The organism is Microbacterium sp. NPDC079176, from assembly GCF_040686675.1.
Classification (GTDB): domain Bacteria; phylum Actinomycetota; class Actinomycetes; order Actinomycetales; family Microbacteriaceae; genus Microbacterium.
Genome location: NZ_JBFBLM010000006.1, coordinates 263,286 through 288,048 on the forward strand (window position 1 = coordinate 263,286; position 24,763 = coordinate 288,048).

Sequence of the window (24,763 nt, forward strand, 5' to 3'; positions counted from 1 at the left end):
GGGTCAGCCTTCGGTCGATCCGTCGTCCGGGTTCTCCTCGGTGGGCACCCGGTCGGTGCAGCGTGCCGTGGCGGGCGCGAGGCCCGACTGGATGCTCGTGGAGATGCTCTCGACGACCGTACGGAAGTCGATCTCCTCGCCACGGCGGATGATCACCTCGATGGCGGGCTCGCGACCGTACGTCACGAGGCGCTGCCGGTCTTCCTCCTGATCGAGAACGAGCCAGTCGACGCTGCCGATGGTCGTGCACACCTCTGTCGACGGCGCGGGCGGTTCGACGCCGCAGCGCAGCACGACGGTCGGGTCGCCCCAGGCTCCGGTCGCCTGAGCATCGGTCCACACCCGATCGAGATCGCCGACGGCGTCGGGGAGGAGCACGGACACCTCGGCGCAGGCCGGATCGTTGGCGTCCTCAGCGGGTTCGAGGTGGATCGTCGTCGAGCAGCCGGACAGTGCGGCGAGGAGGACCAGCGAGCCCGCGACGACGGCGAGACGGCGAGAGCGGGGCATGCATCCAGGCTACCTTTGACTGCATGTCCTCCCGACCTCGCGACGATGATCCGACCCTCGGCGAACTGTCGGAGGGGGAGATCCTCAGAGCGATTCTGGTGAGGACCGCGCGGGCCTCTCACACGCTCGTCGGACCCGGCGACGATGCGGCGGTGATCGCCGCTCCCTCGGGTTCGGTGGTCGCCACGACGGACACTCTCGTGCACGGCCCGGACTTCCGGCTCGCGTGGTCGTCGGGGTACGACCTCGGTTGGAAGGCCGCCGCCGTCAACCTCGCCGACGTGGCGGCCATGGGCGCGCGGCCGACGGCGCTCCTGGTGGCGCTGGCCGTTCCCCGAGACCTTCGACTGTCGTTCATCGAGCGCCTCGCAGACGGCTTCCGAGAAGCCTGCGCCGCACTCGCACCGGGATGCGCGGTGGTCGGCGGCGATCTCACGGTCTCGGACGTCCTGACCGTGGCCGTCACCGCGCTCGGCGATCTCGAGGGCCGGCCGCCCGTGACCCGGTCGGGCGCACGGGTCGGTGACGCGGTCGCGGTCGCAGGCGAACTGGGGCACGCCGCTCACGGACTCTCGGTGCTTTTCGGAAGGTTCCGCGAGGGGGAGGCACCGGTCCCCGTCGATGCGTCCCTGCTCGCCCCGGGTGAGAGCGCTGCTCTGGCGGCTCAGCTCCGTCCATCGCCGCCGATCGGTCTCGGCCCTTTCGCTGCCACTGCGGGCGCGACCGCGATGATGGACATCTCAGACGGGCTCGCGCTCGACGCGCGACGGATGGCAGCGGCCTCCGAGGTCACCATCGCACTCGACAGCGCAGCCCTCGGCGACAGCCCCCAGCGAGCTCTCGCCGGTGGCGAGGATCACGCCCTTCTCGCCTGCTTCCCGCCGGGGATCGTGCCGGCGGGCTTCCGCGTCATCGGCACTGTCGTGCCCCGGGGCGAGCACGAGCTGCTGGTCGACGGCGCACCCGCGGATGTCAGCGGCTGGGATCCCTATCGCGACTGGGACTCGGCCTCGGGCTGAGACGACTCCGTCGCGGGAGTGGGCTCGGCCCACCAGAGGGCGGTGTCGCCGTAGGCCTTCTCGCGGATCAGCTCCAGTCCGGCCGCAGCGAGGTCGGGAGGGGTCGATCGCTGGGCGCGCTCGATGATCACGAGGGCGTCGGGAGCGAGAAGCGGCGCGAGCGTGACGAGGTCCGCCGTCATCGCCTCGTCGTCGAGGTCGTACGGGGGATCCGAGAACACGAGGTCGTACGGGCCGGAGGCGCGCAGCAGGAACGATCGGACGGTGCTCTGGTGCACCCTCGCGCTCGGCGCTCCGGCCTTCGCGACGGTGGCGGCGTTGCGGCGGACCACCGACGCCGCCTCTCGGCCGTGCTCGACGAGATCCGCGCTCGTCGCGCCGCGGCTGAGGGTCTCCAGTCCCAGCGCACCCGAGCCGGCATAGAGGTCGAGCACCCGCGCGCCGACGATGGCATCCGCCGACTCCAGCGCTCCGAAGAGCGACTCCCGCACGCGGTCGCTGGTGGGTCTCGTTCCCGCGCGGGGCACGACGAGCCGTGCGCCGCGCGCTGTTCCGGCGATGATCCTCGTCACCCGTTCACGATACGACAGCTGCGGCGCACGTCGTGTCCGTGCGGCCTCCTAGACTCGGATCATGTCGCTCACGCTGGATTCGTCGCTCGAGGAGGCGCTGGGCGCCACGCCGGCGAAGTCTCTCGACAGAGCCTTCAGCATGAAGACGGTCGGCGATCTCGTGTCGCACTATCCCCGACGGTACGCGGATCCGGGCGAGCTGACCCCGATCCGTGAACTCCCTCTGGGTGAGACGGTGACGATCGTCGCCGAGGTGCTGTCCTCCAGCGCCAGGGCGATGCGCAACCGTCGCGGTGCGATGGTCGACGTCGTGATCGGCGACGGCATCGGCAAGATGTCTCTGACGTTCTTCGCGAAGAACCTGGGCGCGGCCAAGTGGCGCTCCGAGGACCTCGCGGTCGGACGTCGAGGCGTCTTCTCGGGCAAGGTCGGCGAGTTCAACGGCATGACGCAGTTCGCGCATCCCGAGTACGAGCTGTTCGACGACGAGGATGCGGCCAGACGCCGGGCGGACGCGCGCGCTGCCGTGCTGATTCCCATCTATCCCGCGACGTCGACACTGCAGACGTGGCAGATCGCGAAGTTCATCACGCGGGCGCTCGACGGCCTCGGCGACGTGCCGGAGCCTCTCGCCCCCGATGTCCGCGCGCGGGAGGAACTTCTGACCGCCCGAGAGGCGCTCGAGCAGATTCACCGCCCGAAGACCCGCAACGACATCGATCCTGCGGTCCGCACCCTGCGGATGCACGAGGCGCTCACTCTCCAGACCGCCCTCCTGCAGCAGCGCGATGCGGTGCGATCGCTGTCGGCGACCGCGCGTCCGTCGAAGCCCGGTGGGCTGCTCGAGCGCTTCGACGCCTCGCTGCCGTACGACCTCACGCCCGACCAGAAGACGGTCGGCGAGCAGGTGGCGAGCGACCTCGTCGCCGCCTGGCCGATGAATCGTCTCGTGCAGGGCGAGGTCGGGTCCGGGAAGACCCTCGTCGCGCTGCGCGCGATGCTCCAGGTGGCCGAGTCCGGCGGTCAGGCGGCGCTGATCGCCCCGACCGAGGTGCTCGCAGGGCAGCACCTGCGATCGATCGCGAAGATGCTCGGGCCGCAGATGTCGCCGCTCGTGATGCCCACCCTGCTCACCGGTCAGATGCCGGCCGCCGAGCGTCGCAAGGCTGCGCTCCGCGTCGCCTCCGGACAGGCGCTGATCGTCGTGGGCACGCACGCGCTCCTCGGCGAGAAGACGACCTTCGCTGATCTCGGTCTCGTCGTCGTCGACGAGCAGCACCGGTTCGGAGTCGAGCAACGAGAGGCGCTCCGCGCGAAGGGGTCCAGCCCGCACGCGCTGGTTCTCACCGCGACCCCGATCCCGCGGACGGTCGCGATGACGGTGTTCGGCGATCTCGATACCTCTGTGATCCGCACGATGCCCAAGGGACGAGCCGGAATCGAGTCCTTCGTCGCTCCGCTCGCAGAGCATCCCGGCTGGTTCAATCGAGTCTGGGAGCGCGCCGCCGAGGAGATCTCTCAGGGCCGACAGGTGTTCGCGGTATGCGCGGCGATCGACACGACCAAGAAGACGGCGGAAGCGGGGGAGCAGCCCGTGATCCCGCCCGAGGGTGCACCAGGTCCTCGCTGGGGCGTGGTGCAGCTCGATGAGGCCCTGGCGACGCACCCCCGGCTCGGGAACGTCCGACGGGCCGTGCTGCACGGTCGCATGCCGTCCGACGAGAAGGACGCCGTCATGCAGTCCTTCGCGCGCGGCGAGATCGACCTGCTGGTGGCGACGACCGTGATCGAGGTCGGCGTCGACGTCCCGAACGCCTCGACCATGATCGTTCTCGACGCCGATCGGTTCGGGGTGTCGCAGCTGCACCAGCTGAGGGGCCGTGTCGGTCGAGGAGGCGTTCCAGGGCTCTGCCTGTTGGTCACCGAAGCCGAAGAGGGGTCAGTGGCGCGCGAACGCGTGGACGCGGTGGCAGCGACTCTCGACGGATTCGCTCTCGCGGAGGTCGATCTCGAGCTCCGCGGTGAAGGTGACGTGCTCGGTGCCGCACAGGCTGGAGCTCGGTCCTCCCTGAAGCTGCTGCGGGTCGTCAAGGACTCGGGCCTGATCGTCCGAGCCCGGGAGCTCGCGGAGGGCATCCTCTCCGACGACCCGGATCTGCGGGCGAATCCCGGACTCCGCTCGGCGATCGAGCGACGCGTGAGCGACGACGACCGGGCGGCACTCGCGAAGAACTGACCGCGGCATCGCGTGCTTTAGGCTGGGGGCATGAGCAGCCGGATCGCCGTCGTCCCTGGATCGTTCGATCCGCCGACCCTGGGTCATCTCGACGTGATCCGTCGCGCAGCCAAGCTGTACGACGAACTCCACGTGCTCGTGGTGCACAACCCCGGCAAAGAGGCGCTGCTCCCGATCGCTCAGCGGATGTCGCTGCTCGAGCAGTCGATCGCTGAGGACGGGATCGGCGACAACGTCGTCGTGGGCTCCTGGAGCATGGGGCTGCTCGTGGACTACGCCCGCGACGTCGGTGCGGGAGTTCTCGTGAAGGGGATCCGTTCGCAGATCGACGTCGCGTACGAATCCCCGATGGCGATCGTCAACCGTCACCTCGCCGACATCGAGACGGTCTTTCTCCTGCCCGACCCCGCGCATGCCCTGGTCTCCAGCTCCCTGGTCCGCCAGGTGGCGGGCCTCGGCGGTGACGTGTCGCCGTTCGTGCCGCCGGCGGTCGCCTCCTTCCTCGACACCGGATCACGCGGGATCTGATTTCCGGAGGCGCCGTCTCCACACAGCGCGGAACCAGCCTCCATCCCGCAGGAGCCGGTACCATTGCCGGGTGCGTTCCCGAATGAATGGTCCCTTCGTCCTGCCCGTCCGTGACATCGTCCGCAAGCCGGGCGAGATGCGCGAGCACGAGTTCTCGGTGACCCTCGGCGAAGGCTGGGGAGAGGGAATCGTCGCGTATGAAGCCGGTTCTGCGCTCGACCTGGACGTGCGTCTCGAGTCGGTTCACGAGGGCATCCTGGTCTCCGGAACCGCCGATGCTGAGTACTCCGGCGTATGCGGAAGATGCCTGATCGACATCACCCGGCCCGTCGAAGTCGAGTTCCAGGAGCTTTTCGCGTATCCTGGTGAGGAAGAAACTGACTTCGAGGTTCAAGACGACCACGTGGATCTTGAAACTCTAGTCAGGGATGCGGCCGTATTGGCGCTTCCATTTCAGCCGGTGTGTCAGCCGGATTGCCCCGGGCTCGACCCGGAGACGGGCGAGAGGCTGACCGCGAGCACCGGGACGGAGCAGGTGGCTCCCATCGATCCTCGGTGGAGCGCGCTCCAGCAGATCACAGACCAAGACGGTGAGGCACAGAGCCGAGCCGCCGAGAAAGAAGAGAGCTAGTCATGGCTGGTAACCCCCCGAAGCGCAAGGTATCCCGTTCGAACACCCGCTCGCGCCGCGCGCAGTGGAAGGCGGCGCCCGTCGCACTCGTCAAGACCATCGAGAACGGTCAGGTCGTCTACAGCCGTCCTCACCAGGCCAAGGTCGTCACCGACTCGCAGGGCACCGAGCTCTTCCTCGAGTACAAGGGTCGCAAGGTCGCCGACGTCTGAGTCGCGACTTCACGATTGTGACTGAGGTCCCTGGGGGGACGAGACCGCTCCCAGAGAAGCTCCGCGTCGATATCGACGCGGAGCTTCTGGAGTTGGCGCTCACCCATCGCTCCTATGCCTACGAGCACGGCGGCATCCCCCATAACGAACGTCTCGAGTTCCTCGGCGACTCCGTTCTCGGACAAGCCGTGACGGTGATGCTCTTCACGACCCATCCGGGGCTGGACGAGGGGGAGTTGGCCAAGCGGCGCGCGAGCGTCGTCTCGACGGTCGCTCTCGCCGAGGTCGCGAGAGCGATCGATCTCGGCAGCCATCTGCTGCTGGGACGCGGTGAGGAACAGACGGGCGGTCGCGACAAGGACTCGATCCTCGCCGACACGATGGAAGCCGTGATCGGCGCGACGTATCTGTCAGCGGGTCCTGAGGCGGCGACCGAGCTCGTGCTCCGGCTGACCGCGCCGCTCCTCGCCGACCCCGAGCGCTACGGCGCGGCGATGGATCCGAAGACGAGCCTGCAGGAGCTGGCTGCGCGAGTCGGTGCGACTCCGCCCCAGTACTCGGTGGAGGCGAGCGGCCCCGACCACGATCGTCGATTCCTCGCAACCGTGGTCGTCGGCGATCTGGCGATGACCGGCAAGGGCAGCAGCAAGAAGACGGCAGAGATGGCCGCCGCGCTCAGCGCGTGGCGACTGCTCAACGAGCGTGCCTGAGCTTCCCGAGGTCGAGGTCGTCCGGGCGGGTCTCGCTCCCGCGGTGATCGGCTCGCTCATCACGGCCGTGAGCGTGTTCGATGAACGAGCTCTCACACGGCATGCGGCCGGGCCGTCCGACTTCGCCGCGCGCCTGGAGGGACGCAGAGTCACTGCAGCCGACCGACGGGGCAAGTTCCTCTGGCTGCCGCTGGACACCGCTGATTCCGCGTTGATCGCGCACCTCGGAATGAGCGGACAGATGCTGCTGCGCGCGCCGGACGCCGAGGCGGAACGCCACGAGCGCATCCGGATCAGCATCGAGCATCCTCGTCATGGCGAGCTCGCGATCGTCTTCGCCGACCAGAGGACTTTCGGGTCGTTGGCGGTCGACGGTCTGGTGCCGGACGGACCGACGTGGATCCCGACTCAGGTCGTGCACATCGCCCGTGATCCGATAGACCCGCTGTTCGACGACGATCGCTTCCTGCGTGCACTCCGCACACGTGGCAGTGCGATCAAGCGAGTGCTGCTCGATCAGCAGACGATCAGCGGCGTGGGCAACATCTATGCGGATGAGGCGCTGTGGGCGGCGCGCATCCACCCGGCGACGCTCGCGAGTGCCCTGTCGACGCAAGCGAGCAGGCGCCTCCTCGCCGAGATCAGAGTGGTGCTCGTGAAGGCCCTTGCAGAGGGCGGCACGAGCTTCGACTCCCAGTACGTCAATGTGAACGGTCAGGCAGGCTACTTCGCCCACTCGCTCAACGCGTACGGTCGAGGCGGACAGCCGTGCCCGCGCTGCGGCACTCTGATCCGCCGGGAGGCTTTCATGAACCGCTCGAGTCATTACTGTCCGCGCTGCCAGCGGCGTCGCTGAGACTCACACCATCTCGAACGACCGGGCGAGCAGCGGCCGCGTCGCTCGAGTGCTCATCCAGACGATTCCGATCCCCACGGCCAGTACGAGCGCGATCGTGAGGAGAGACTCGGGTGCCGCGACCAGGGCGATCCCCAGCAGCGGGAAGACCAGCACGCCGGCACAGGTGGCCGAGCCGATCGCGGTCACGAGGAGTGGAGACATGATCGCCCGGCGGCGTGCGCTGTCGACGATCGCGAGCGGCACGCCCAGCCGGTACAGACTCCGGTGGAGTTCCTGCTGATCGAGAACGGCCGCGGCTTGATTGACCCCCACGGATGCCGCGACCATCAGGAATGAAGCGACGAGGGTGATGACGAGGCCGGTGCGCATGTCCGCGGCGAGGGCCGCATCCGCGGACGTCGTGTCGCCGCTGTTCATCACATTCATCAGGGAGACTCCGGTTCCTGCGAACACGGCCATGAAGCTCGCCATCGCGATGCCGCTCACCTGACGCCACGCGGCTTTGGGGGAGTCCAGCACCAGATGGGCGGCGAGCAGCCGATCTGCGTGCTCGGCCTTGCGCAGCTGACGGCCGGCGGCGACCTTCAGGACCCATGGTCCGATCACGTTGAGCACCGCCAGGGAGACGGCGAACAACAGGGCGAGGACGGCGATGGTCGCCGCGAGTCCTGCGACGGAAGGGAAGACCGTGACAAGGACGAACACGAGCGCAAGAACGGAGACTGCGATGATCGCGCGGAACCAGTGCGCGGTGGAGACGGTCGTCCGCAGGCGCACGCCGAGGGGCGAGATGATCACGCGCCGGAGCCCCAGCACAGCACTCGCTGCCGCCACGAGAAGGACGCCTCCCACGACGGCGAGAACGCTGAAGGGCGAGAGCATGATCGCCTCGACGCCGAGAGCCGTGCCACGGAACGGGATGAGTCCGACGAGAGGGGTGAGGGCGAGATGGACGACGGCTCCGGCGACGGCACCGGCGGCCGCGACGATCATGGATTCGATGACCGTAGCGACGCCGACGCCCAGAGGCGTCACGCCGAGAAGCCGCAGGGTCGAGAGACGCTCGTCACGGCGGCGGGCTGAGAGACGGGCGGCCGCCCCGCCGAGATTCATCAGCGGGACGATGAGGAGCACGAGCGCGATCGCGGCCAACGCCTGGTACACCGGCGCGTACTCATCGGTCCAGGTCCAGAACGACTGAGCCCCGCCCACGACGGTCAGCACGAGGGCTGTGACGATGCCGAAAGCGATGAGCGGAAGCGCGAGCACCGCTTTCTCTCCCGTCCCGGCGCGAAGAAGCACAGCCAGGACGCGGGCGTTCATGCCGTCACCGCCGACGAGATGATCTGGCCGTCGCGCACGGAGACGATCCGCGAGCAGCGCGCCGCCACGTCTGCATCGTGTGTCACGACGAGCAGCGTGCGCCCTTGGCCCGTCGTCGACCACAGCAGCGCATTCATCACGTCTTGCGACGTGTGCGAGTCGAGGGCGCCGGTCGGCTCGTCGGCGAACACGAGTTCCGCACCCGTCGCCTGAGCCCGTGCGATCGCGACGCGCTGCGCCTGCCCGCCGGACAGCTCGCCGATTCGGCGGTCCTCCATCCCGGCCAGCCCGAGCGCGGCGAGCCAGGACGCCGCGTGAGCGGTGGCCTGTGCTCTCTTCACTCCGTTGATCATCGATGCGAGCGCCACGTTCTCGACCGCCGTGAGCTCCGGAATGAGCAGACCCTGCTGGAAGACGAACCCGAACCGCTCTCTCCGCAGCCGGGAACGAGCGGATTCTCCGAGTCCGGCGAGTTCCACCGCCTGACCGACCGAGGGCTGGAACGACACGGTGCCCGAGTCCGGACTGATGATGCCGGCGAGGACATGGAGGAGAGTGGTCTTGCCCGACCCGGAGGCACCCATGATGGCGACCGACTCGCCGCGGTGGATGGTGAGATCCACCCCGGCGAGTGCGCGGGTCGTTCCGTAGGACTTGGTCAGAGAGCGTGCGTCGAGGACCGTCGTGTTCATGCATCCAGCCTCGCGGCCATACGGAGACCGCTGCGTCGGCCGGGCGGATGATCCGTGGCCGGCCGTGTACACCGCTCGGATGATCTCGATCAGATCCGCTTCTGCCACGCTCCCGCATAGGAGACAGGCGCGAAACCGATCGCCTCGTTGATGCTCAACATGGGACGGTTCTCCTCTGCGTTGAACGTCGAGACCGTCGGGGTGAGCGGCATGAGCTCTCTCCAACGGAGGAGATTCGCGCACTTGACGATCGTGCCGAGACGGTGCCCGCGGTGCTCGCGAGACACCAGAGTGCCGAGCTGGTGGGTCACTCCTGCGCGGTCCGCCCCGACGAGCAGCTCGTTGTAGGCCACCATGTCGCCACTGGGCACATGCTGCACCGCGACGATCGACAGAGCCTGACCGGCCCCCGTGAGCCGTCGCTCACGTCGCACGACACGTTCCGCATCCCACTCCTCGGCGACGAAGTCCATGTCGCCGCTCGGGGCGTCGGTAGACAGGCGAGCGAGGATCGCCGCGTACCCGTCGCGGAACTCAGGCGGTGTCGGCGCCATCCACTGGAGCACCCGGTAATCGTCGCCGGCGGCGGTCTTCGCCGATTCCAGAGCGGCCAGCAGCGGGGCGGGGTCGGAGCGCAGATCGAGCTCGCTGTTGCGTTCGACCTGTTCGAACTCGTATCCGCGGGCGACGAGAGCGTCCGACAGCGGAATCGCCGGAATGCGACCCCACCCTGTTCGCGGTGTGATCATCCGGTCCGACTCCATGGGCCTGTGCAGCGTCCAGGTCTGCACCAGAGAGCGGCCGTGTGCGCGCGCCTCCGACTCGGCGAGCGACAGGAGAGCGTCTTCGACACCGCGTCCCCAGTGCTTCTCCGGCACGAGGAGGTCCGCCTCTGCGGCGTTCGCGTCCGCCTCCTGAGCGTAGGAGAGAGTGATCATGCCGACGATCTCGGTTCCGAGCCTGGCGACGAACCCGGTCTGCAGGGTATCGCTGGGATCCTGCCACGATGCGAGCATCTGCGCGGCATCGGGGGCGATGTCGGGCAGACCGACCAGCTCCTCGCAGATCTGCCTGTTGAGCTCTCCGTATGCGCGGAAGTCCGCGGCATCCTCGGCGTCCAGCGCGCGGGGGACGGCCAGAGGTGTGATCGTCAGTGTGCTGGTCGTCATGACAGCTCCTTCTTCCACGCGCCTTCATAGGCGACGGCGGTGAATCCCATCGCCTCGTTGATGGCGAGCATCGGCCGGTTCTCCTCGGCGTTGTAAGTGATCACGTCGCGTGACGCGGGAGCGATGCCTGTCCACGACAGGAACGCTTCGCACTTCACGAGTTGCCCCAGACGATGGCCGCGGTGCTCGGTGAGCACCAGGGTGTCGTGCTGGTGTGTGGTGGCGGTGGGATCCGGACCGATTCCGAGTTCGGTGAATGCGGTGAGCTCGCCTGTCGGGATGTGCTGCGCGACAGTGACCTGCATGATCTGGCCCATCTCCGCGACTCTCTTCTCCGTGGCGACCAGACGCTCTGCGTCCCAGGCCTCCTCGTCGGTCTCGAGATCGGCCGAGGGGGCGTCGGTCGACATGCGCGACTTGAGCCATGCGTAGCCGTCGACGTGCTCCGGTGGCGTCGGAAGCATCCACTGGAGCACGCGATAGTCCTGTGAGAGCGCTCGCGCGTCCTCGCGCAGCTCCTCGGCACGCTGAACCGTCTCCTGGGTGACCGCGAGGCGGCTCACCCGATAGACCTGCTCGAGGGTGAATCCACGGCGGATGAGGAATCGTGCGACGTGATCGTCCGGAACGCTGCCGAAGCCCGTCTTCGCCTGCAGCCTGGGTCCGTCGCTGGCCGGCTGCTCCGTCCAGTTCTGAATGACCGCGCGGCCGTGGAGACGGGCGAAGGCCTCGACGTGCGGCAGGATCGCGGTTCCGATCCCCTGACCCCAGACACGGGGGTGGATCTCGATCGCGGCGATCGCCACACGCGACCCCTCCTCATGAGGAATGTCGATGACTGTGCGCCCGACGATCTCGCCTCCGACGCGCACCGCCCACACGGCAGTCGTGCGCTCTTTGCGAGAGCGCAGGATCGGAAGCAGCGCCTCTGGCGTCAGATCCTGCTCGGTGCGTCCGGTGAGTTCTCGGTAGACGGCGTTGCGAACACGGGCGAGCTCACGGAATTCGGCGGCGTCAGCCGCATCCGCTCGTGCCGGCAGCACGAGCGGATGCAGCGACGCATCAGGGGTGAGCGGAATGCTCATGGTGATCTCCAGGTCAGCGCAGCTGACGCTGCAGGTCGTAGGTGAGCAGGGCGTAGGTCTCGCCCGGCGTGCGATCACGTCGATCGAGACGCAGCGCATCCGCTTCGGCGGCGGCGATACGACGTACCGGGCGAGGGCGCTGTGCCCTCTGGAGCAGCCAGAGGCCGATCCGGAGAGAGAGACGATCTGCCAGCGCGAGGCGCCGCAGCTCATCGGGTGCGGGGATGTGGAGGACCTGCTGGTCCTCGGTATCCGGAGGGTGGAGGATGCTGCGGTACAGCGTGGTGTTCACGATGATTCCTTCGAGATGAATGGTGGTGATGGGTGCGGCGAACGCGGCCGCCGGGCCTTCGGTGAAGGGCGGCGGTGCGCGGTGAGAGTCGAGAGCCCGGTGCGCCCGAAGGCGAGCGCCGGGATCGGCGGAGAGCCGTGATCCGGAGAGGATCAGAGGGCGGAGCGCGGAGTAGAGCGGGCGAGAAGCCCCGTCACAGGTCGGAGACCGGTGGATGGTTCGGGGCAGAGTTCTCGGGCTGCGGTTCTACGAGAGAGCGCTTCGACGGACGCCGGCGGTTACCGAGTGCGCAGAGCGCGGCGCGAATGGCGCGGCGAGGCCAGTGGCCTGAGCAGTGAGCTGAGTGATCATCGGTAACCTCCTTTCGTGTGGCGATCCGGAGGTTACGGTAGCGAAACCCGGGCGTGTCCGTCAAGCATGACCGGCGTGGATCGGCGTGTCGCGCGGAATTCCGGTTCACTGCGAACCCGCGCGGGATGCCCGTTCTGAGCCGTCATTCCGGTAGCGTATGGGCGTGATTCACCCCCGAGACGCGGTACGCGCATGCATCTGAAGAGCCTGACCCTCAAGGGGTTCAAGTCCTTCGCGCAGCCGACCAGCTTCGTCTTCGAGCCGGGTGTCACCTGCATCGTCGGACCCAACGGGTCAGGCAAGTCCAACGTGGTGGACGCCCTCGCGTGGGTCATGGGCGAACAAGGGGCCAAGACGCTGCGCGGCGGCAAGATGGAAGACGTCATCTTCGCAGGCACCTCGACCCGGGGGCCGCTGGGCCGCGCCGAGGTGCAGCTGACGATCGACAACAGCGACGGAGCACTGCCGATCGAGTTCGCCGAGGTCACGATCAGCCGGACTCTGTTCCGCAACGGATCGAGCGAGTACGCGATCAACGGAGAGAACTGCCGCCTGCTCGATCTGCAGGAGCTCCTCAGCGACTCGGGGCTGGGACGCGAGATGCACGTCATCGTCGGACAGGGCCGGCTGGACACAGTGCTCCAGGCATCGCCGGAAGATCGTCGTGGCTTCATCGAAGAGGCCGCCGGCATCCTCAAGCATCGGCGGCGCAAGGAGAAGACCCTTCGCAAGCTCGATGCGATGGAGACCAACCTCACGCGATTGAGCGACCTCGCGGGTGAGATCCGCCGTCAACTGAAGCCGCTGGGACGCCAGGCCGAGATCGCGCGAGAGGCGCAGACGATCGCCGCGGTCGTCCGCGATGCCAAGGCCCGGATCTTCGCCGACGACGTCGTGGCGCTGCGCACCGCCCTGGCCGATCACACGCGCACGGAGAACGAGAGACATACCGAACGACTGGTGCTGTCCGATCAGGCGGAGGCGGTGCGGGCGAACATCGCACGGCTCGAGCAGGATCAGAACTCGGCCGCGGTGGATCAGGCGAGAAGCGTCGCCTTCGGTCTCGAGCAGGTGCAGGAGCGGATGCGCGGGCTTTACACTCTGGCCAATCAGCGGCTCGCGTTGCTCGGCTCGGACGACGATGACGCGGCAGTGACCGCCGTCACGGTCACGCAGAGCACGATCGACGAGGCGAAAGATGAGATCACCGTGATCTCCGCGGGCCTCGGTGACGCCCAGGAAGCGGCGACCGTGGCGAGCCGCGAGGTGATGCTCGCGCGCGCCGAACTCGACACTCTCGACGTCGACATCGCCGAACAGAGCGCGCTGGTGTCGGAGTACGACATGCGCATCAGTTCGCTGCGTGGCACAGCCGATGCGGCCGCGTCCGCTCTCGCTGCCGTGCGGGGCGCGGTTCTTCGACAGGAGAACGCTCTCGAGGCGGCGAACGCGCGCCGTCGTGACGCAGCGGAAGCCCTCGAGGCGATCGCCGATGCAGAGGCGCCTGAGGGCACGGCAGCCGAGCATTCCGCAACGTACGAGAGCGCGCAGCGGGCTGCGACGGCGGCCGAAGCCGAGCGGGAGACACTCCGTGAGCGGCTGCACGCGGCGGAACGCGAGGTCGACGCGCTCACCGCGAAGTCGGCGGCGCTCGGGAGCGCGCTCGCGATCTCCGGAGGAGCCGCGGAGATCGTGAAGACCGGCGGTCCGGGGATACGCGGACTCGTGGGCGACTCGGTGCAGGTCAGGAGCGGATTCGAAGCTGCCGTCGCGGCGGTGCTGGGTCCCCTCGCCGAAGGCGTCCTCGTCGACGGCGCGGACGATGCGTTCGACCTCGCCGGCGACGCGTCGGAGCAGCGACGGGGAGTGGTCGATTTCGTGATCGCCGACTCCGCGCGTCCGTCGATCGAGCTGCCCGCCATCGATGGGGTGACCCGCGCGGTCGACACGGTCACGGCGCCGGACGGCGTCCTCGGCATCCTGTCGCACGTGGTCATCGCAGACAGCCTCGACGCAGCGCGTGCCGCGCGACTGTCACTCGATCTCGCCGGCGACACCACCACCACGATCGTGACCACCGCCGGCGACGTCGTCACCGCTCAGACTCTGCGCACGGGTTCCGGCGGCGAACGCTCGCGCCTCGAGCTCGCCGCCGAACGAGACGCGGCGAACGACCGCCTGGCCGAAGTGCAGGTCATCGTCGACTCGCTGCGGGAGGCGCGTGAGGACGCGAACGAGTCCGTCGAGACATCCCGTCGTCTGGCGAAGGACGCGCTCCGGGCGCTCCGCGAGCACGATGCCGCGCTGGCGACGCACGCCGAGCAGGTCAACCGCATCACGGTCACCCACGAGTCGGCGGTCGCCGAGTGCGAGCGACTCGAGAACGGGCTCGCGCAGGCGCAGAGCGCGGTGCAGGAGGCCGAGGCCGCGTCGGAGGCAGCCAAGGCCGAGTGGGACGCCGCTGTCGCGGCGCCGCGGCCCGTGCTCGACGCCTCAGCGCGTGACGGACTGCTCGAAGCGCTCGAGATCGCACGCGAGGGCGAGGTCAGGGCTCGACTGGAGATCGAGACGCTGCGTGAGCGCGTGCGCGCTGCCCAGTCCAGGGTCGTCGGTCTCGAGCGGCAGCGCGAGCAGGAGCGGGACGCGGCTGCCGAGGCAGCGCGCCGGGCCGTCATCCGCCGTGCGCAGCGCGAGGCGGCATCCGGCGTCGCGCTAGAGCTCCCGCGCATCCTCGATTCGATCGATCGGTCCGTCACCGAGGCACGCGTCGCGCTGGCCGAGGCGGAGTCGGCGCGATCGGCGCAGAACCAGGAGTTGACGGCTCTGCGCGCGCAGGAGACCTCGCTCCGGGAGAGGTTGGCCGGCCTCACCGAGAGCGTCCACGGTCTCGAGCTGCAGATCCATGAGAAGAAGCTGCACCTCAACAGCCTCCTAGAGCGGGTGGCGTCGGAGCTCGCGCTCGACGAAGATATTCTCGTTGCGGAATATGGTCCCGACCAGCTCGTTCCGCGGGACCCCGCTGCGGAGCCCGCCGATGACGAGCAGCTCGACACGGCGATCCCGTTCGATCGACGGATTCAGCAGCGTCGACTGGCTGATGCGGAGCGCAAGCTCGCTCAACTCGGACGCGTGAACCCGCTCGCGCTGGAGGAGTTCGCGGCACTCGAGCAGCGCCATGCATTCCTCACCGAACAGCTCGCCGACCTGACCCAGACCCGTCAGGATCTGCTCACGATCATCGCCGATCTCGACGAGCGGATGCAGACGATCTTCGCGAGCGCGTTCGAAGACACGAGGATCGCGTTCGGAGAGGTCTTCCCGCTGCTGTTCCCCGGCGGATCCGGAAGCATCTCGCTCACAGATCCCGAGAACATGCTCACCACGGGCATCGAGGTGTCGGTGCGTCCGGTCGGCAAGAAGATCGAGCGGCTCTCCCTGCTCTCGGGAGGTGAACGCTCCCTCGCCGCGGTCGCGCTGCTCGTCGCCATCTTCAAGGCGCGCCCGAGCCCCTTCTACATCCTCGACGAGGTCGAGGCGGCGCTCGACGACGCCAATCTCGGCCGCCTGCTCACCGTGTTCGAGCAGCTTCGCGAGAGCTCGCAGCTGCTCGTCATCACCCACCAGAAGCGAACCATGGAGATCGCGGACGCTCTCTACGGTGTGTCGATGCGTCAGGACGGCGTCTCTGCGGTCGTCGGGCAGCGCGTGGGCGACCGCGCGGCCGCCGTCTGACGGCGCTACCCGTAGGCTGGAGTCATGGCGGAGAAGTCGTGGTCCCTCACTCGCGCGCTGCGCGGGATGTTCGTCAAGCCCACTATCGACGAGACGACGTGGGAGGACCTCGAGACCGCCCTCATCACGGCTGACTTCGGTCCCGACATCAGCGAGAGGGTCGTCGAGGAGCTTCGAGAGAAGGTCGAGCGCTACCGCACGACCGATCCGCAGGATCTCCAGCGGATGCTGCGCGAGACGCTCGAGGAGCACTTCGCGAAGTTCGACACCACCCTGAAGCTCACCGAGCGACCGGCGGTCGTGCTCGTCGTGGGCGTCAACGGCGTCGGCAAGACCACGACGATCGGCAAGTTCACCAAGTTCCTCCGCGGGTTCCAGCGCAGCGTGGTGGTCGGCGCAGCCGACACGTTCCGTGCGGCGGCCGTCGATCAGCTCGCCACCTGGGCGCAGCGCGGGGGAGCGGCGATCGTCCGTCCCCAGCAGGAGGGCCAGGATCCGGCATCCGTCGCCTACCAGACGATCGAGTTCGCCCAGCGTGAGGGCATCGAGATCGCGATCATCGACACGGCCGGTCGTCTGCACACCAAGGGCGGGCTGATGGATGAGCTGGGAAAGATCCGTCGCGTGATCGAGAAGCAGGCGCCGATCAGCGAGGTCCTTCTCGTGCTCGACGCGACGACCGGGCAGAACGGAGTGATGCAGGCCGAGGCCTTCCTCCAGCATGCCGGCGTCACCGGTCTCGTCCTGACCAAGCTCGACGGATCGGCGAAGGGCGGTTTCGTCCTCGCCGTGCAGGAGCGCACCGGCATCCCCGTCAAGCTCCTCGGGCAGGGCGAGGGCATCGATGATCTGACCGGATTCACCCCCCATGTCTTCGTCAAGTCGCTCGTCGGCTGACGACGGGACTACCGCCGCGAGCACGAGGCTGGTTTCATAGCGTTATGGCGATCGAACACGACTACTTCGGACTCCTGTCCTCAGGGCCCGACGGCTCGATCTTCTGGTCCGAGACGGTGGAGCTCGGTGACCAGAGCGTCACCGTCGACCTCACGGCTCCCGACCAGGACGATGTCTCTGCCGACGCGCTCGACATCGCCGCTTCGCTCATCGCGGGGATCGAGAACGTCGACGCGGTCTCGCGGCGGGGCATGCTCGCGGAGGTCGACGATCGCACGAGCGAGGTCACCGAGTACATCCTTCAGCAGCAGGAGGCGTATGGTGACGAGCTCGAAGACGTCCTCGTCGACGTGAGCGGTGACGCCGCCGTCGACATCATCCGATCGCTCCGGCTCATGAGCATGACGATCCTCGCCGACGAGCACGGTGGGTCCGAGCCCTTCGCCGTGTTGGAGTACGCGCTCGACGCCACCACCACCGACGACGTCCTGCTCGTGAACCTCGGCTCCGACGGCAGCGTGCAATCCGTGATGAGCGCGGACTGACCGTTCCCGCCTCAGTTCAGACGGCTTGGGCGAAGCCGAGGTCTGCACTCTCGGCGATGTGCGCCAGGTGCGGCGGGATCTCGCGTCCTTTCGACACCATCGACTGCGCCCACAGCCGGCCGGCGCGGTAGGACGAGCGCACGAGGGGGCCTGCGAGCACGCCGAGGAAGCCGATCCGCTCGGCCTCCTCCTTGAACTCCACGAACTCCGTCGGCTTGACCCAGCGTGCGACAGGCAGGTGACGAGGAGACGGCCGCAGATACTGCGTGATGGTGATGATGTCGCAGCCGGCGTCGTGCAGGTCGTTCAGCGCCTGGACGACCTCCTCCGGTTCCTCGCCCATTCCGAGGATGAGGTTGGACTTGGTGATCAGTCCCGCGTTGCGTGCCTGGGTGATCACATCGAGCGAGCGCTCGTACCGGAATGCAGGGCGGATGCGCTTGAAAATGCGCGGCACGGTCTCGACGTTGTGGGCGAAGACCTCGGGGCGTGCGTCGAAGATCTGGCCGAGGAAGGCCGGATCGGCGTTGTGCTCGTTGGCGAGCAGCTCTACTCCGGTGTTCGGGTTGAGCTCGTGGATCTTCCGGACGGTCTCGGCATTCAGCCAGGCTCCGGTGTCCGGGAGGTCGTCGCGGGCGACGCTGGTGACCGTCGCATAGCGGAGGTTCATCCGCACGACGCTCTCGGCGACCCGGCGCGGCTCGTCCGTGTCGTAGGCGTCGGGCTTGCCGGTGTCGATCTGGCAGAAGTCGCACCGACGGGTGCACTGCGACCCGCCGATGAGGAAGGTCGCCTCTCGGTCCTCCCAGCATTCGAAGATGTTCGGACACCCCGCCTCCTGGCACACGGTGTGGAGGTCCTCGCTCTTCACCAGCGAGTGGAGTGCGGTGTACTCGGGCCCCATCTTCGCCTTCGTCTTGATCCATTCCGGCTTGCGCTCGATGGGCGTCTCGGCGTTGCGGATCTCGAGGCGGAGGAGCTTGCGTCCCTCGGGTGCGGCGGTCATCTGGAGGCTCCTACACGGTCGGCGGTCGAGTAATCGGCGAGGAAGGCGGCGGACACGGAGGCGCTGATGTCGGCGGGGGAGACGTCAGCACCGACGACCTCGCTCACCGTCGTCACGCCCGCGTCGGTGATCCCGCACGGGATGATGCCGCCGAAGCCCGCGAGAGTGTTGTCGCAGTTGATCGCGAAGCCGTGCATCGTGACGCCCTGCTGCACACGCACCCCGATCGCCGCGACCTTGTCCTCCGAGAGCGGGCGGCGGACCCATACGCCGCTGCGTCCCTCGACCTGGTACCCGTCGACGCCGAGCGGACGGAGCACGTCGATCAGGATGCGCTCGAGGCGGCGGACGTGAGCGACGACGTCCATCGGCTCGGGCAGTCGGACGATCGGGTATCCCACGAGCTGGCCGGGGCCATGCCAGGTGATCTTCCCGCCGCGGTCGACGTCGATCACCGGAGTGCCGTCGTGGGGGCGCTCCTGCGGCTCGGTCCGCTTGCCGGCGGTGTACACGGCCTCATGCTCGAGGAGGATGAGCGTGTCCGGACGGGTGCCGGACACGACGTCGGCATGGATGCTGCGCTGCAGATCCCAGCCCACGGTGTAGGGGACGTACGTCGGGGCGAGACCCGCCGTCAGTATCTCGAGCATGGAGACCACTCTCGTCAATAAATGGATTGCGTCTAAGAATACTCCTCCGCACTGACGGCGGCGCGCCGCAGCGACGCGCGGTAGCGTGTTGACATGAGCAGCACGAGCCGAGCAGGGCGGCCGAAGGCGTCTTCGCGGGAGACTCTCGCCGAGGCTGCCTGCGAGCTGTTCCTGGAGCAGGGGTACGACGCCACCTCGGTCGCCGACATCACCCAGCGAGCCGGAGTGAGCCGCTCGAGCTTCTTCAACTACTTCTCGTCGAAGAGCGACGTGCTCTGGTCCGGTCTCGACGACCGCATCGGTCGTGCGGTCGAAGATCTGGTCGCGGTGCACGAAGATCGCGACGGCGCGCACGTCAGACGCATCCTCTCGGCTCTCGTCGACGACTTCGCACCCGACAGCCTCGCACTCGCGATCAACAACTCGTCCGCGATGGGGCTCGACGACGAACTCGAGCAGGACGCCGCACGGCGACAGGCGCGCCTGGCTGCGACCCTCGCCGATCTCGCCCGGCGCTCCGGCGTCCCCGCGCTCACCGCCGACATCGCGGCAGCGACGTGGGCCGCCGCGGTTCTCGCTGCGGTGCGAGCCTGGGCCGAGAGCGGCGCAGGTCGCGGTTCGGTCAGCGATCGATTCGCCGACGCTGTGCGCGCGATCGCGCGGTTGCCGTGGACCGCGGCAGCGAGCGCGGAGAACGGGTCAGGATTCGCGTAAACTCGGTGTCACCATGGCTACCTTTGGCACGCTCTCCGATCGGCTCACCGAGACCTTCCGCAACCTTCGCACGAAGGGAAAGCTCACTGCGGCCGACGTCGACGGCACAGTGCGCGAGATCCGGCGCGCGCTGCTCGACGCCGACGTCGCTCTCACGGTCGTCAAGGACTTCACCGCGAAGGTGCGCGAACGTGCCCTCGGCGACGAGGTCAACAAGGCACTGAACCCGGCCCAGCAGGTCGTGCAGATCGTCAACGAGGAGCTCGTGCAGATCCTCGGAGGCGAGCAGCGTCGTCTCCAGTTCGCCAAGACCGCGCCGACGGTCATCATGCTCGCAGGACTCCAGGGTTCGGGTAAGACGACGTTCGCGGGCAAGCTCGCGAAGCAGCTCGAGGGGGAGGGGCACACTCCTCTGCTCGTCGCGGCGGACCTCCAGCGCCCGAACGCCGTGAACCAGCTCCAGGTGGTCGCCGAGCAGGCCGGTGCCACCGTCTACGCACCCGAGCCGGGCAACGGCGTGGGCGACCCGGTCAAGGTCTCGCGCGACGGCGTCGAGCATGCGCGACGTCACCAGCACGACGTGGTCATCATCGACACCGCCGGACGCCTGGGCGTGGATGCCGAGCTCATGAAGCAGGCATCCGACATCCGCAAGGCCACCGACCCCGACGAGGTTCTCTTCGTCATCGACGCCATGATCGGCCAGGATGCGGTGAACACCGCTCGTGCGTTCCAGGAGGGTGTCGACTTCACCGGCGTCGTGCTGTCGAAGCTCGACGGAGATGCCCGCGGTGGTGCGGCGCTGTCCGTCGCCTCCGTGACCGGACGCCCGATCATCTTCGCATCGACCGGTGAGCGCCTCGAAGACCTCGAGCCGTTCCACCCCGATCGCATGGCCAGCCGGATCCTGGATCTCGGCGACATCCTCACCCTCATCGAGCAGGCCCAGCAGGCCTTCGATGAGGAAGAGGCCGTCAAGATGGCCGAGAAGCTCGCGACCGAGCAGTTCACACTCGAAGACTTCCTCGACCAGCTTCAGCAGATGAAGAAGATGGGATCGATGAAGAAGATGCTGGGAATGCTTCCCGGCATGGGGCAGATGAAGCAGCAGCTCGAGGACTTCGACGAGCGCGAGATCGATCGCACCGAGGCGATCATCCGCTCCATGACTCCCGGTGAGCGCCGCAATCCGAAGGTCCTCAACGGCTCGCGTCGCCTGCGTATCGCCCGCGGTTCGGGAATGACGGTCACGGATGTCAACCAGCTCGTCCAGCGCTTCGATCAGGCCGCGAAGATGATGAAGACCGTCGCGCGCGGTGGCACCCCGAACATCCCCGGCATGGGGTCGATGCCCGGCATGGGCAAGCCCGGCGCGTCGTCGAAGCGCGGCAAGAAGGGCAAGTCCTCCGGCGGTTCACGTTCGGGCAACCCCGCCAAGCGCGCCGCCGAGAACGCCGGCCTCGCTCCGACGTCGACTCCGACGGGTTCGGGTTTCGGTCTCGGGGGCGCGAAGGCGCCGAGCGAAGCCGACCTCGCGGAGATCCAGAAGCTCTTCGGCAAGAGCTGAGGCGTCCCTTCAGAGTCGGCGCGCGGGCAGCGCCGGTTCGGGAACACGTGACGACCGGCGGGGTCGCCGGAGCGCGGTCAGCTGTCCTCCGACGAGGGCGACCAGGACGAGAACGACACCGACGACCTGAGCCGTCGTGAACCTCTCGCCGGCGACGAGTGCGCCCAGCAGAGTCGCCACGACGGGGGAGAGCAGAGCGAGCAGCCCGGGTGCGATCACCGGCAGCTGCTGGATGCCTCGAAACCACAGTATGTAGGCGAGCAGGCCGCCCACCGATCCGAGCCAGACGTACCCGAGCGCTGCTCCGCCGTCGACGGTCGGGGGAGTGCCTTCGAACAACAGGGCGAGGGGCAGCAGGACCAGCCCGCCCGCAGTCAGCTGCCACCCCGCGTAGGCGACGGCCCCCACGCCTGCCGGGCGCCCCCAGCGCTTGGTGAGGATCATGCCCACCGAGGTCGCAGTCACCCCGCCGAGTGCCGCCAGGATGCCGAGGGCATCGAGCTGGGCTGCTGGTCCGAGCACGACGAGAGCGACGCCTCCGGCACCCACGGCGGCAGCGATTGCCGTGACAGGGCGGATGCGGTCTCCGAGCAGCAGAGCACTCAGTCCGAGGATGGTCAGCGGTTGGACACCCGCGACGGCGGCGGCGACTCCGCCGGGCAGCCTTTCCGCGGCGATGAACAGGAGCGGGAAGAATGCGCCGATGTTGAGGGTTCCGAGTGCGAGAGATCTCAGCCACCAGGCTCCGCGCGGCAGAGCGCGACCGATCGCCAGTGCGACGAGTCCCGCAGGAAGCGCGCGGAGGAGTCCTGCGAAGAGGGGATGACCGGTCGGGAGCAACTCCGTCGTCACGAGGTAGGTGGTGCCCCACGACAGAGGGGCCAGCGCGGTGAGCAGCAGCAGGGCGAGGCGGTTCATTCCTTCAGCCTGAATGCCCATTAGCCATGAGTCCAACGCATGGTTCTCACCTGACACATGAACTGCGATCATGAATGCATGGATCTGCAGCAGTTGAGATACGTCGTCGAAGTCGCGTCGTCCGCCAGTTTCACGCGCGCCGCCGAGCGCTGCTTCGTGACGCAGTCGGCGCTGAGCCACCAGATAGCTGCTCTCGAGCGGGAACTCGGGCAGCGGCTGTTCGTCCGATCGAGCCGCAGCGTACGCACCACCGAGGCGGGTGAGGCATTCCTCGTCCATGCGAATCGGGCGGTCAGAGCAGCGCACGATGCGCGTGACGCTGCGGCTGCCACGGCCGGCCGCGTCGTGGGCACCCTTCATCTCGGTGTCATCCCCACGGGCAGCGCCGTCCCTGTCCCGCAAGCGATCGCACGGTTCCGCGCCGCTCATCCGGATGCCGCGGTCGAGCTCACGGTCGGCAACAGCGACACGCTGGTGGAGGCCGTTCGGCGCGGCGACCTCGATGTCGCTCTGCTGGGACTGCGAGAGGGCGTCGAGCCTCGGAGCGTGACATTTCGTGCACTCGCCCGCGAACGCCTTGTCGTCGCGGCATCCCCTGCTCACCGCATCTCCGGGCATGTCGGCGTCAGCCTCGCCGACCTCGCGGATGAGGTCTTCGCGGACTTTCCCGCGGGCACATCTGGCCGCGCCCAGGCGGACGCTGCCTTCGCGGCAGCCGGCATCACACGTGACGTGCCCTTCCAAGCGGACTCGTCTGAGCTGATATTGGGTCTCGTCTCCCAGGGGCTCGCGATCTCACTGCTGGCACCGGGGGTGATCGCTACGTCGTCCTTCGACGTCGCGGCGGTCGATCTCGTCGATGGTCCCGTACGGGTTCAGTACGTCGCCTGGGACGATCGCGCCCCGCGCAACGTCACGTCCGCCTTCCTCCGCGTCGTCGAGTCGATGACGTCGCGCCGGAATGATGAAGCGGGCCCGGAGGAATCCTCCGGGCCCGCCCACTCAGGTATCTGAGGTCACTTCACGTCTTCGTCGACCCAGTCCATCGACTTGCTGACGGCCTTGCGCCACAGACGCAGCTGGCGATCGCGCTCTCCGTCTTCCATGGAGGGCTCCCAACGGCGGTCCTCCTGCCAGTTGGCGGAGAGATCGTCGAGTCCGTTCCAGAATCCGACGGCGAGACCGGCCGCGTAAGCGGCGCCGAGCGCTGTCGTCTCCGCCACGACGGGGCGAACGACCGGCACACCGAGCACATCGGCCTGGAACTGCATGAGCGCGTCGTTCGCGACCATCCCGCCGTCGACCTTGAGTTCCGTGAGGTCGACTCCGGCATCCGCGTTGACGGCGTCGAGCACGTCGCGGGTCTGGAATGCGACCGCCTCGAGCGCTGCGCGAGCGATGTGATTCTTGTTCGCGTAGCGGGTGAGGCCCACGATGGCGCCGCGGGCGTCCGGACGCCAGTAGGGCGCGAACAGACCGGAGAACGCCGGGACGATGTACACGCCGCCGTTGTCGTCGACCTGCTTCGCGAGTTCTTCGACCTCGGGAGCGGAGCCGATGATGCCGAGCTGGTCGCGCAGCCACTGGATCAGGGATCCGGTGACGGCGATCGAGCCCTCGAGCGCGTAGTGCGTCGGTCCGTCGCCGAGCTTGTAGCCGACAGTGGTGAGCAGGCCGTTCTTCGAGTGGACGATCTCCTCACCCGTGTTGAAGATCAGGAAGCACCCGGTGCCGTAGGTGTTCTTGCTCTCGCCCGTGTTGAATGCGGCCTGGCCGAAGGTCGCGGCCTGCTGGTCGCCGAGGATGCCGGCGATCGGCGTCTCGCGCAGCAGTGACGAGTCCTCGGCTGCGCCGTAGACCTCGGAGGAGGAGCGGATCTCGGGCATCATCGAGCGGGGAACGCCGAACGCCTCGAGGATGTCGTCGCGCCACTCGAGCGTCTCGAGATCCATGAACATCGTGCGCGAGGCGTTGGTGACGTCCGTCACGTGAACGCCGCCGTCGACACCGCCGGTGAGGTTCCAGAGCACCCAGCTGTCTGTCGTGCCGAAGACGAGGTCGCCGGCATCCGCCTTCTCGCGAGCGCCCTCGACGTTCTCGAGGATCCAGGCGATCTTGGTGCCGGAGAAGTAGGTGGCGAGGGGGAGGCCCACGATGGGCTTGAACCGCTCGACCCCGCCGTCGGCCGCGAGGCGGTCGACGATCTCCTGCGTACGGGTGTCCTGCCAGACGATGGCGTTGTAGACGGCCTTGCCGGTGGTCTTGTCCCAGACCACAGCGGTCTCGCGCTGGTTCGTGATTCCGACCGCGGCGATGTCGTGGCGCGTCAGGTCGGCGCGACTCAGTGCGAGTCCGATGACCTCCTGCACGTTGCGCCAGATCTCAGCGGGGTCGTGCTCGACCCAGCCTGCCTTGGGCAGGATCTGCTCGTGCTCCTTCTGACCGGTCGCGACGATGCTGCCCTTCTTGTCGAAGATGATCGCGCGGCTGGAGGTGGTGCCCTGATCGATGGCGATGATGTAGTCGGCCATTGTGTTCTCCTTTG

Annotated in this window: 24 protein-coding genes; 13 read left to right on the forward strand and 11 right to left on the reverse strand. The window is 67.9% G+C overall.

Annotated features, from left to right (window positions below):
* Positions 1–3 precede the first annotated feature (3 nt).
* Positions 4–510 (reverse strand): DUF3515 family protein, encoded by a 507-nt coding sequence (locus tag AB0P11_RS16180; protein WP_363522963.1) that lies wholly within the window; start codon positions 508–510, stop codon positions 4–6.
* 23 nt (positions 511–533) lie between these two features.
* Between AB0P11_RS16180 and thiL the strand changes: the two genes are divergently transcribed.
* Positions 534–1,529 carry a thiamine-phosphate kinase gene (thiL, locus tag AB0P11_RS16185; RefSeq protein ID WP_363522965.1) on the forward strand — a complete coding sequence of 332 codons (996 nt, stop codon included), beginning with the start codon at positions 534–536 and terminating at the stop codon, positions 1,527–1,529.
* Here the strand turns inward: thiL and rsmD are convergent.
* Complete coding sequence (gene rsmD / locus AB0P11_RS16190) at positions 1,499–2,101, reverse strand: 16S rRNA (guanine(966)-N(2))-methyltransferase RsmD (protein WP_363522967.1); 603 nt, start codon at positions 2,099–2,101, stop codon at positions 1,499–1,501. The genes thiL and rsmD overlap by 31 nt on opposite strands.
* A gap of 61 nt (positions 2,102–2,162) precedes the next feature.
* On the opposite strand from rsmD, the gene AB0P11_RS16195 reads away from it, so the two are divergent.
* The 6 genes from AB0P11_RS16195 to mutM all read left to right on the forward strand — a co-directional run bounded on the left by AB0P11_RS16195 (position 2,163) and on the right by mutM (position 7,274).
* Complete coding sequence (locus tag AB0P11_RS16195) at positions 2,163–4,337, forward strand: ATP-dependent DNA helicase RecG (protein WP_363522969.1); 2,175 nt, start codon at positions 2,163–2,165, stop codon at positions 4,335–4,337.
* A gap of 30 nt (positions 4,338–4,367) precedes the next feature.
* On the forward strand, positions 4,368–4,865 hold the full coding sequence (gene coaD / locus AB0P11_RS16200) for a pantetheine-phosphate adenylyltransferase (protein ID WP_053095905.1): 498 nt from the start codon (positions 4,368–4,370) through the stop codon (positions 4,863–4,865).
* An 82-nt stretch (positions 4,866–4,947) separates the two neighbouring features.
* On the forward strand, positions 4,948–5,496 hold the full coding sequence (locus AB0P11_RS16205; RefSeq protein ID WP_053095906.1) for a DUF177 domain-containing protein: 549 nt from the start codon (positions 4,948–4,950) through the stop codon (positions 5,494–5,496).
* A 2-nt stretch (positions 5,497–5,498) separates the two neighbouring features.
* The gene (gene rpmF, locus AB0P11_RS16210) at positions 5,499–5,708 is read left to right on the forward strand and encodes a 50S ribosomal protein L32 (RefSeq protein WP_017830754.1); all 210 of its coding nucleotides are present in this window, start codon (positions 5,499–5,501) and stop codon (positions 5,706–5,708) included.
* A gap of 17 nt (positions 5,709–5,725) precedes the next feature.
* The gene (rnc, locus tag AB0P11_RS16215; protein ID WP_053095908.1) at positions 5,726–6,418 is read left to right on the forward strand and encodes a ribonuclease III; all 693 of its coding nucleotides are present in this window, start codon (positions 5,726–5,728) and stop codon (positions 6,416–6,418) included.
* Entirely contained in the window at positions 6,411–7,274 is an 864-nt protein-coding gene (gene mutM, locus AB0P11_RS16220) for a bifunctional DNA-formamidopyrimidine glycosylase/DNA-(apurinic or apyrimidinic site) lyase (RefSeq protein WP_056278660.1), read from the forward strand. Before rnc ends, mutM begins: the two co-directional genes overlap by 8 nt.
* Positions 7,275–7,277: 3 nt before the next feature.
* Here the strand turns inward: mutM and AB0P11_RS16225 are convergent, their stop codons facing one another.
* The 5 genes from AB0P11_RS16225 to AB0P11_RS16245 all read right to left on the reverse strand — a co-directional run bounded on the left by AB0P11_RS16225 (position 7,278) and on the right by AB0P11_RS16245 (position 11,838).
* The gene (locus AB0P11_RS16225) at positions 7,278–8,600 is read right to left on the reverse strand and encodes an FtsX-like permease family protein (protein ID WP_363522972.1); all 1,323 of its coding nucleotides are present in this window, start codon (positions 8,598–8,600) and stop codon (positions 7,278–7,280) included.
* A complete protein-coding gene (locus AB0P11_RS16230) occupies positions 8,597–9,292 on the reverse strand; it encodes an ABC transporter ATP-binding protein (protein WP_053099093.1) in 696 nt (231 codons plus the stop codon). The genes AB0P11_RS16225 and AB0P11_RS16230 overlap by 4 nt, the downstream gene beginning before the upstream one ends.
* A gap of 89 nt (positions 9,293–9,381) precedes the next feature.
* Positions 9,382–10,461: a GNAT family N-acetyltransferase gene (locus AB0P11_RS16235; protein WP_363522974.1), complete on the reverse strand. Its 1,080-nt coding sequence runs from the start codon at positions 10,459–10,461 to the stop codon at positions 9,382–9,384.
* Positions 10,458–11,546, reverse strand: a complete 1,089-nt coding sequence (locus AB0P11_RS16240) for a GNAT family N-acetyltransferase (protein ID WP_363522976.1) — start codon at positions 11,544–11,546, stop codon at positions 10,458–10,460. The genes AB0P11_RS16235 and AB0P11_RS16240 overlap by 4 nt, the downstream gene beginning before the upstream one ends.
* A 13-nt stretch (positions 11,547–11,559) precedes the next feature.
* Positions 11,560–11,838, reverse strand: a complete 279-nt coding sequence (locus tag AB0P11_RS16245) for a hypothetical protein (protein ID WP_363522978.1) — start codon at positions 11,836–11,838, stop codon at positions 11,560–11,562.
* A 543-nt stretch (positions 11,839–12,381) separates the two neighbouring features.
* Here AB0P11_RS16245 and smc point away from each other — a divergent pair.
* From smc to AB0P11_RS16260, 3 genes are read left to right on the forward strand one after another with little or no spacing between them, the layout of a single operon-like run.
* The gene (gene smc / locus AB0P11_RS16250) at positions 12,382–15,921 is read left to right on the forward strand and encodes a chromosome segregation protein SMC (protein ID WP_363522980.1); all 3,540 of its coding nucleotides are present in this window, start codon (positions 12,382–12,384) and stop codon (positions 15,919–15,921) included.
* Positions 15,922–15,945: 24 nt separating this feature from the next.
* Positions 15,946–16,818 (forward strand): signal recognition particle-docking protein FtsY, encoded by an 873-nt coding sequence (gene ftsY / locus AB0P11_RS16255; RefSeq protein WP_053095919.1) that lies wholly within the window; start codon positions 15,946–15,948, stop codon positions 16,816–16,818.
* 44 nt (positions 16,819–16,862) lie between these two features.
* Positions 16,863–17,363 carry a DUF2004 domain-containing protein gene (locus AB0P11_RS16260; RefSeq protein WP_053095921.1) on the forward strand — a complete coding sequence of 167 codons (501 nt, stop codon included), beginning with the start codon at positions 16,863–16,865 and terminating at the stop codon, positions 17,361–17,363.
* Positions 17,364–17,379: 16 nt separating this feature from the next.
* Here AB0P11_RS16260 and lipA read toward each other — a convergent pair whose 3' ends face one another.
* On the reverse strand, positions 17,380–18,369 hold the full coding sequence (lipA, locus tag AB0P11_RS16265) for a lipoyl synthase (protein WP_053095923.1): 990 nt from the start codon (positions 18,367–18,369) through the stop codon (positions 17,380–17,382).
* On the reverse strand, positions 18,366–19,019 hold the full coding sequence (gene lipB / locus AB0P11_RS16270; protein ID WP_363522983.1) for a lipoyl(octanoyl) transferase LipB: 654 nt from the start codon (positions 19,017–19,019) through the stop codon (positions 18,366–18,368). Before lipB ends, lipA begins: the two co-directional genes overlap by 4 nt.
* A 93-nt stretch (positions 19,020–19,112) precedes the next feature.
* Between lipB and AB0P11_RS16275 the strand changes: the two genes are divergently transcribed.
* Together AB0P11_RS16275 and ffh are read left to right on the forward strand one after the other, a co-directional pair.
* Positions 19,113–19,733, forward strand: a complete 621-nt coding sequence (locus AB0P11_RS16275; RefSeq protein WP_053095926.1) for a TetR/AcrR family transcriptional regulator — start codon at positions 19,113–19,115, stop codon at positions 19,731–19,733.
* A 13-nt stretch (positions 19,734–19,746) separates the two neighbouring features.
* On the forward strand, positions 19,747–21,300 hold the full coding sequence (ffh, locus tag AB0P11_RS16280; RefSeq protein ID WP_053095928.1) for a signal recognition particle protein: 1,554 nt from the start codon (positions 19,747–19,749) through the stop codon (positions 21,298–21,300).
* 9 nt (positions 21,301–21,309) lie between these two features.
* Here ffh and AB0P11_RS16285 read toward each other — a convergent pair whose 3' ends face one another.
* Positions 21,310–22,218: an EamA family transporter gene (locus AB0P11_RS16285; RefSeq protein WP_056278667.1), complete on the reverse strand. Its 909-nt coding sequence runs from the start codon at positions 22,216–22,218 to the stop codon at positions 21,310–21,312.
* A 78-nt stretch (positions 22,219–22,296) separates the two neighbouring features.
* On the opposite strand from AB0P11_RS16285, the gene AB0P11_RS16290 reads away from it, so the two are divergent.
* The gene (locus AB0P11_RS16290) at positions 22,297–23,232 is read left to right on the forward strand and encodes a LysR family transcriptional regulator (protein ID WP_363522986.1); all 936 of its coding nucleotides are present in this window, start codon (positions 22,297–22,299) and stop codon (positions 23,230–23,232) included.
* A 2-nt stretch (positions 23,233–23,234) separates the two neighbouring features.
* Here the strand turns inward: AB0P11_RS16290 and glpK are convergent, their stop codons facing one another.
* Entirely contained in the window at positions 23,235–24,749 is a 1,515-nt protein-coding gene (gene glpK / locus AB0P11_RS16295) for a glycerol kinase GlpK (protein WP_053095934.1), read from the reverse strand.
* Between the last annotated feature and the right edge of the window lie 14 nt (positions 24,750–24,763).

Bases quoted from the DNA above. Each gene is read 5' to 3' on its own strand.
- thiL (WP_363522965.1), top strand. From the start codon at position 534: ATGTCCTCCCGACCTCGCGACGATGATCCGACCCTCGGCGAACTGTCG.
- AB0P11_RS16225 (WP_363522972.1), bottom strand. From the start codon at position 8,600: ATGAACGCCCGCGTCCTGGCTGTGCTTCTTCGCGCCGGGACGGGAGAG.
- AB0P11_RS16290 (WP_363522986.1), top strand. From the start codon at position 22,297: ATGGATCTGCAGCAGTTGAGATACGTCGTCGAAGTCGCGTCGTCCGCC.
- ftsY (WP_053095919.1), top strand. From the start codon at position 15,946: ATGGCGGAGAAGTCGTGGTCCCTCACTCGCGCGCTGCGCGGGATGTTC.
- glpK (WP_053095934.1), bottom strand. From the start codon at position 24,749: ATGGCCGACTACATCATCGCCATCGATCAGGGCACCACCTCCAGCCGC.
- smc (WP_363522980.1), top strand. From the start codon at position 12,382: ATGCATCTGAAGAGCCTGACCCTCAAGGGGTTCAAGTCCTTCGCGCAG.
- AB0P11_RS16180 (WP_363522963.1), bottom strand. From the start codon at position 510: ATGCCCCGCTCTCGCCGTCTCGCCGTCGTCGCGGGCTCGCTGGTCCTC.
- AB0P11_RS16285 (WP_056278667.1), bottom strand. From the start codon at position 22,218: ATGAACCGCCTCGCCCTGCTGCTGCTCACCGCGCTGGCCCCTCTGTCG.
- AB0P11_RS16235 (WP_363522974.1), bottom strand. From the start codon at position 10,461: ATGACGACCAGCACACTGACGATCACACCTCTGGCCGTCCCCCGCGCG.
- rpmF (WP_017830754.1), top strand. From the start codon at position 5,499: ATGGCTGGTAACCCCCCGAAGCGCAAGGTATCCCGTTCGAACACCCGC.
- ffh (WP_053095928.1), top strand. From the start codon at position 19,747: ATGGCTACCTTTGGCACGCTCTCCGATCGGCTCACCGAGACCTTCCGC.
- coaD (WP_053095905.1), top strand. From the start codon at position 4,368: ATGAGCAGCCGGATCGCCGTCGTCCCTGGATCGTTCGATCCGCCGACC.
- AB0P11_RS16240 (WP_363522976.1), bottom strand. From the start codon at position 11,546: ATGAGCATTCCGCTCACCCCTGATGCGTCGCTGCATCCGCTCGTGCTG.
- AB0P11_RS16230 (WP_053099093.1), bottom strand. From the start codon at position 9,292: ATGAACACGACGGTCCTCGACGCACGCTCTCTGACCAAGTCCTACGGA.
- lipB (WP_363522983.1), bottom strand. From the start codon at position 19,019: ATGCTCGAGATACTGACGGCGGGTCTCGCCCCGACGTACGTCCCCTAC.
- AB0P11_RS16260 (WP_053095921.1), top strand. From the start codon at position 16,863: ATGGCGATCGAACACGACTACTTCGGACTCCTGTCCTCAGGGCCCGAC.
- AB0P11_RS16275 (WP_053095926.1), top strand. From the start codon at position 19,113: ATGAGCAGCACGAGCCGAGCAGGGCGGCCGAAGGCGTCTTCGCGGGAG.
- AB0P11_RS16195 (WP_363522969.1), top strand. From the start codon at position 2,163: ATGTCGCTCACGCTGGATTCGTCGCTCGAGGAGGCGCTGGGCGCCACG.
- lipA (WP_053095923.1), bottom strand. From the start codon at position 18,369: ATGACCGCCGCACCCGAGGGACGCAAGCTCCTCCGCCTCGAGATCCGC.
- AB0P11_RS16205 (WP_053095906.1), top strand. From the start codon at position 4,948: ATGAATGGTCCCTTCGTCCTGCCCGTCCGTGACATCGTCCGCAAGCCG.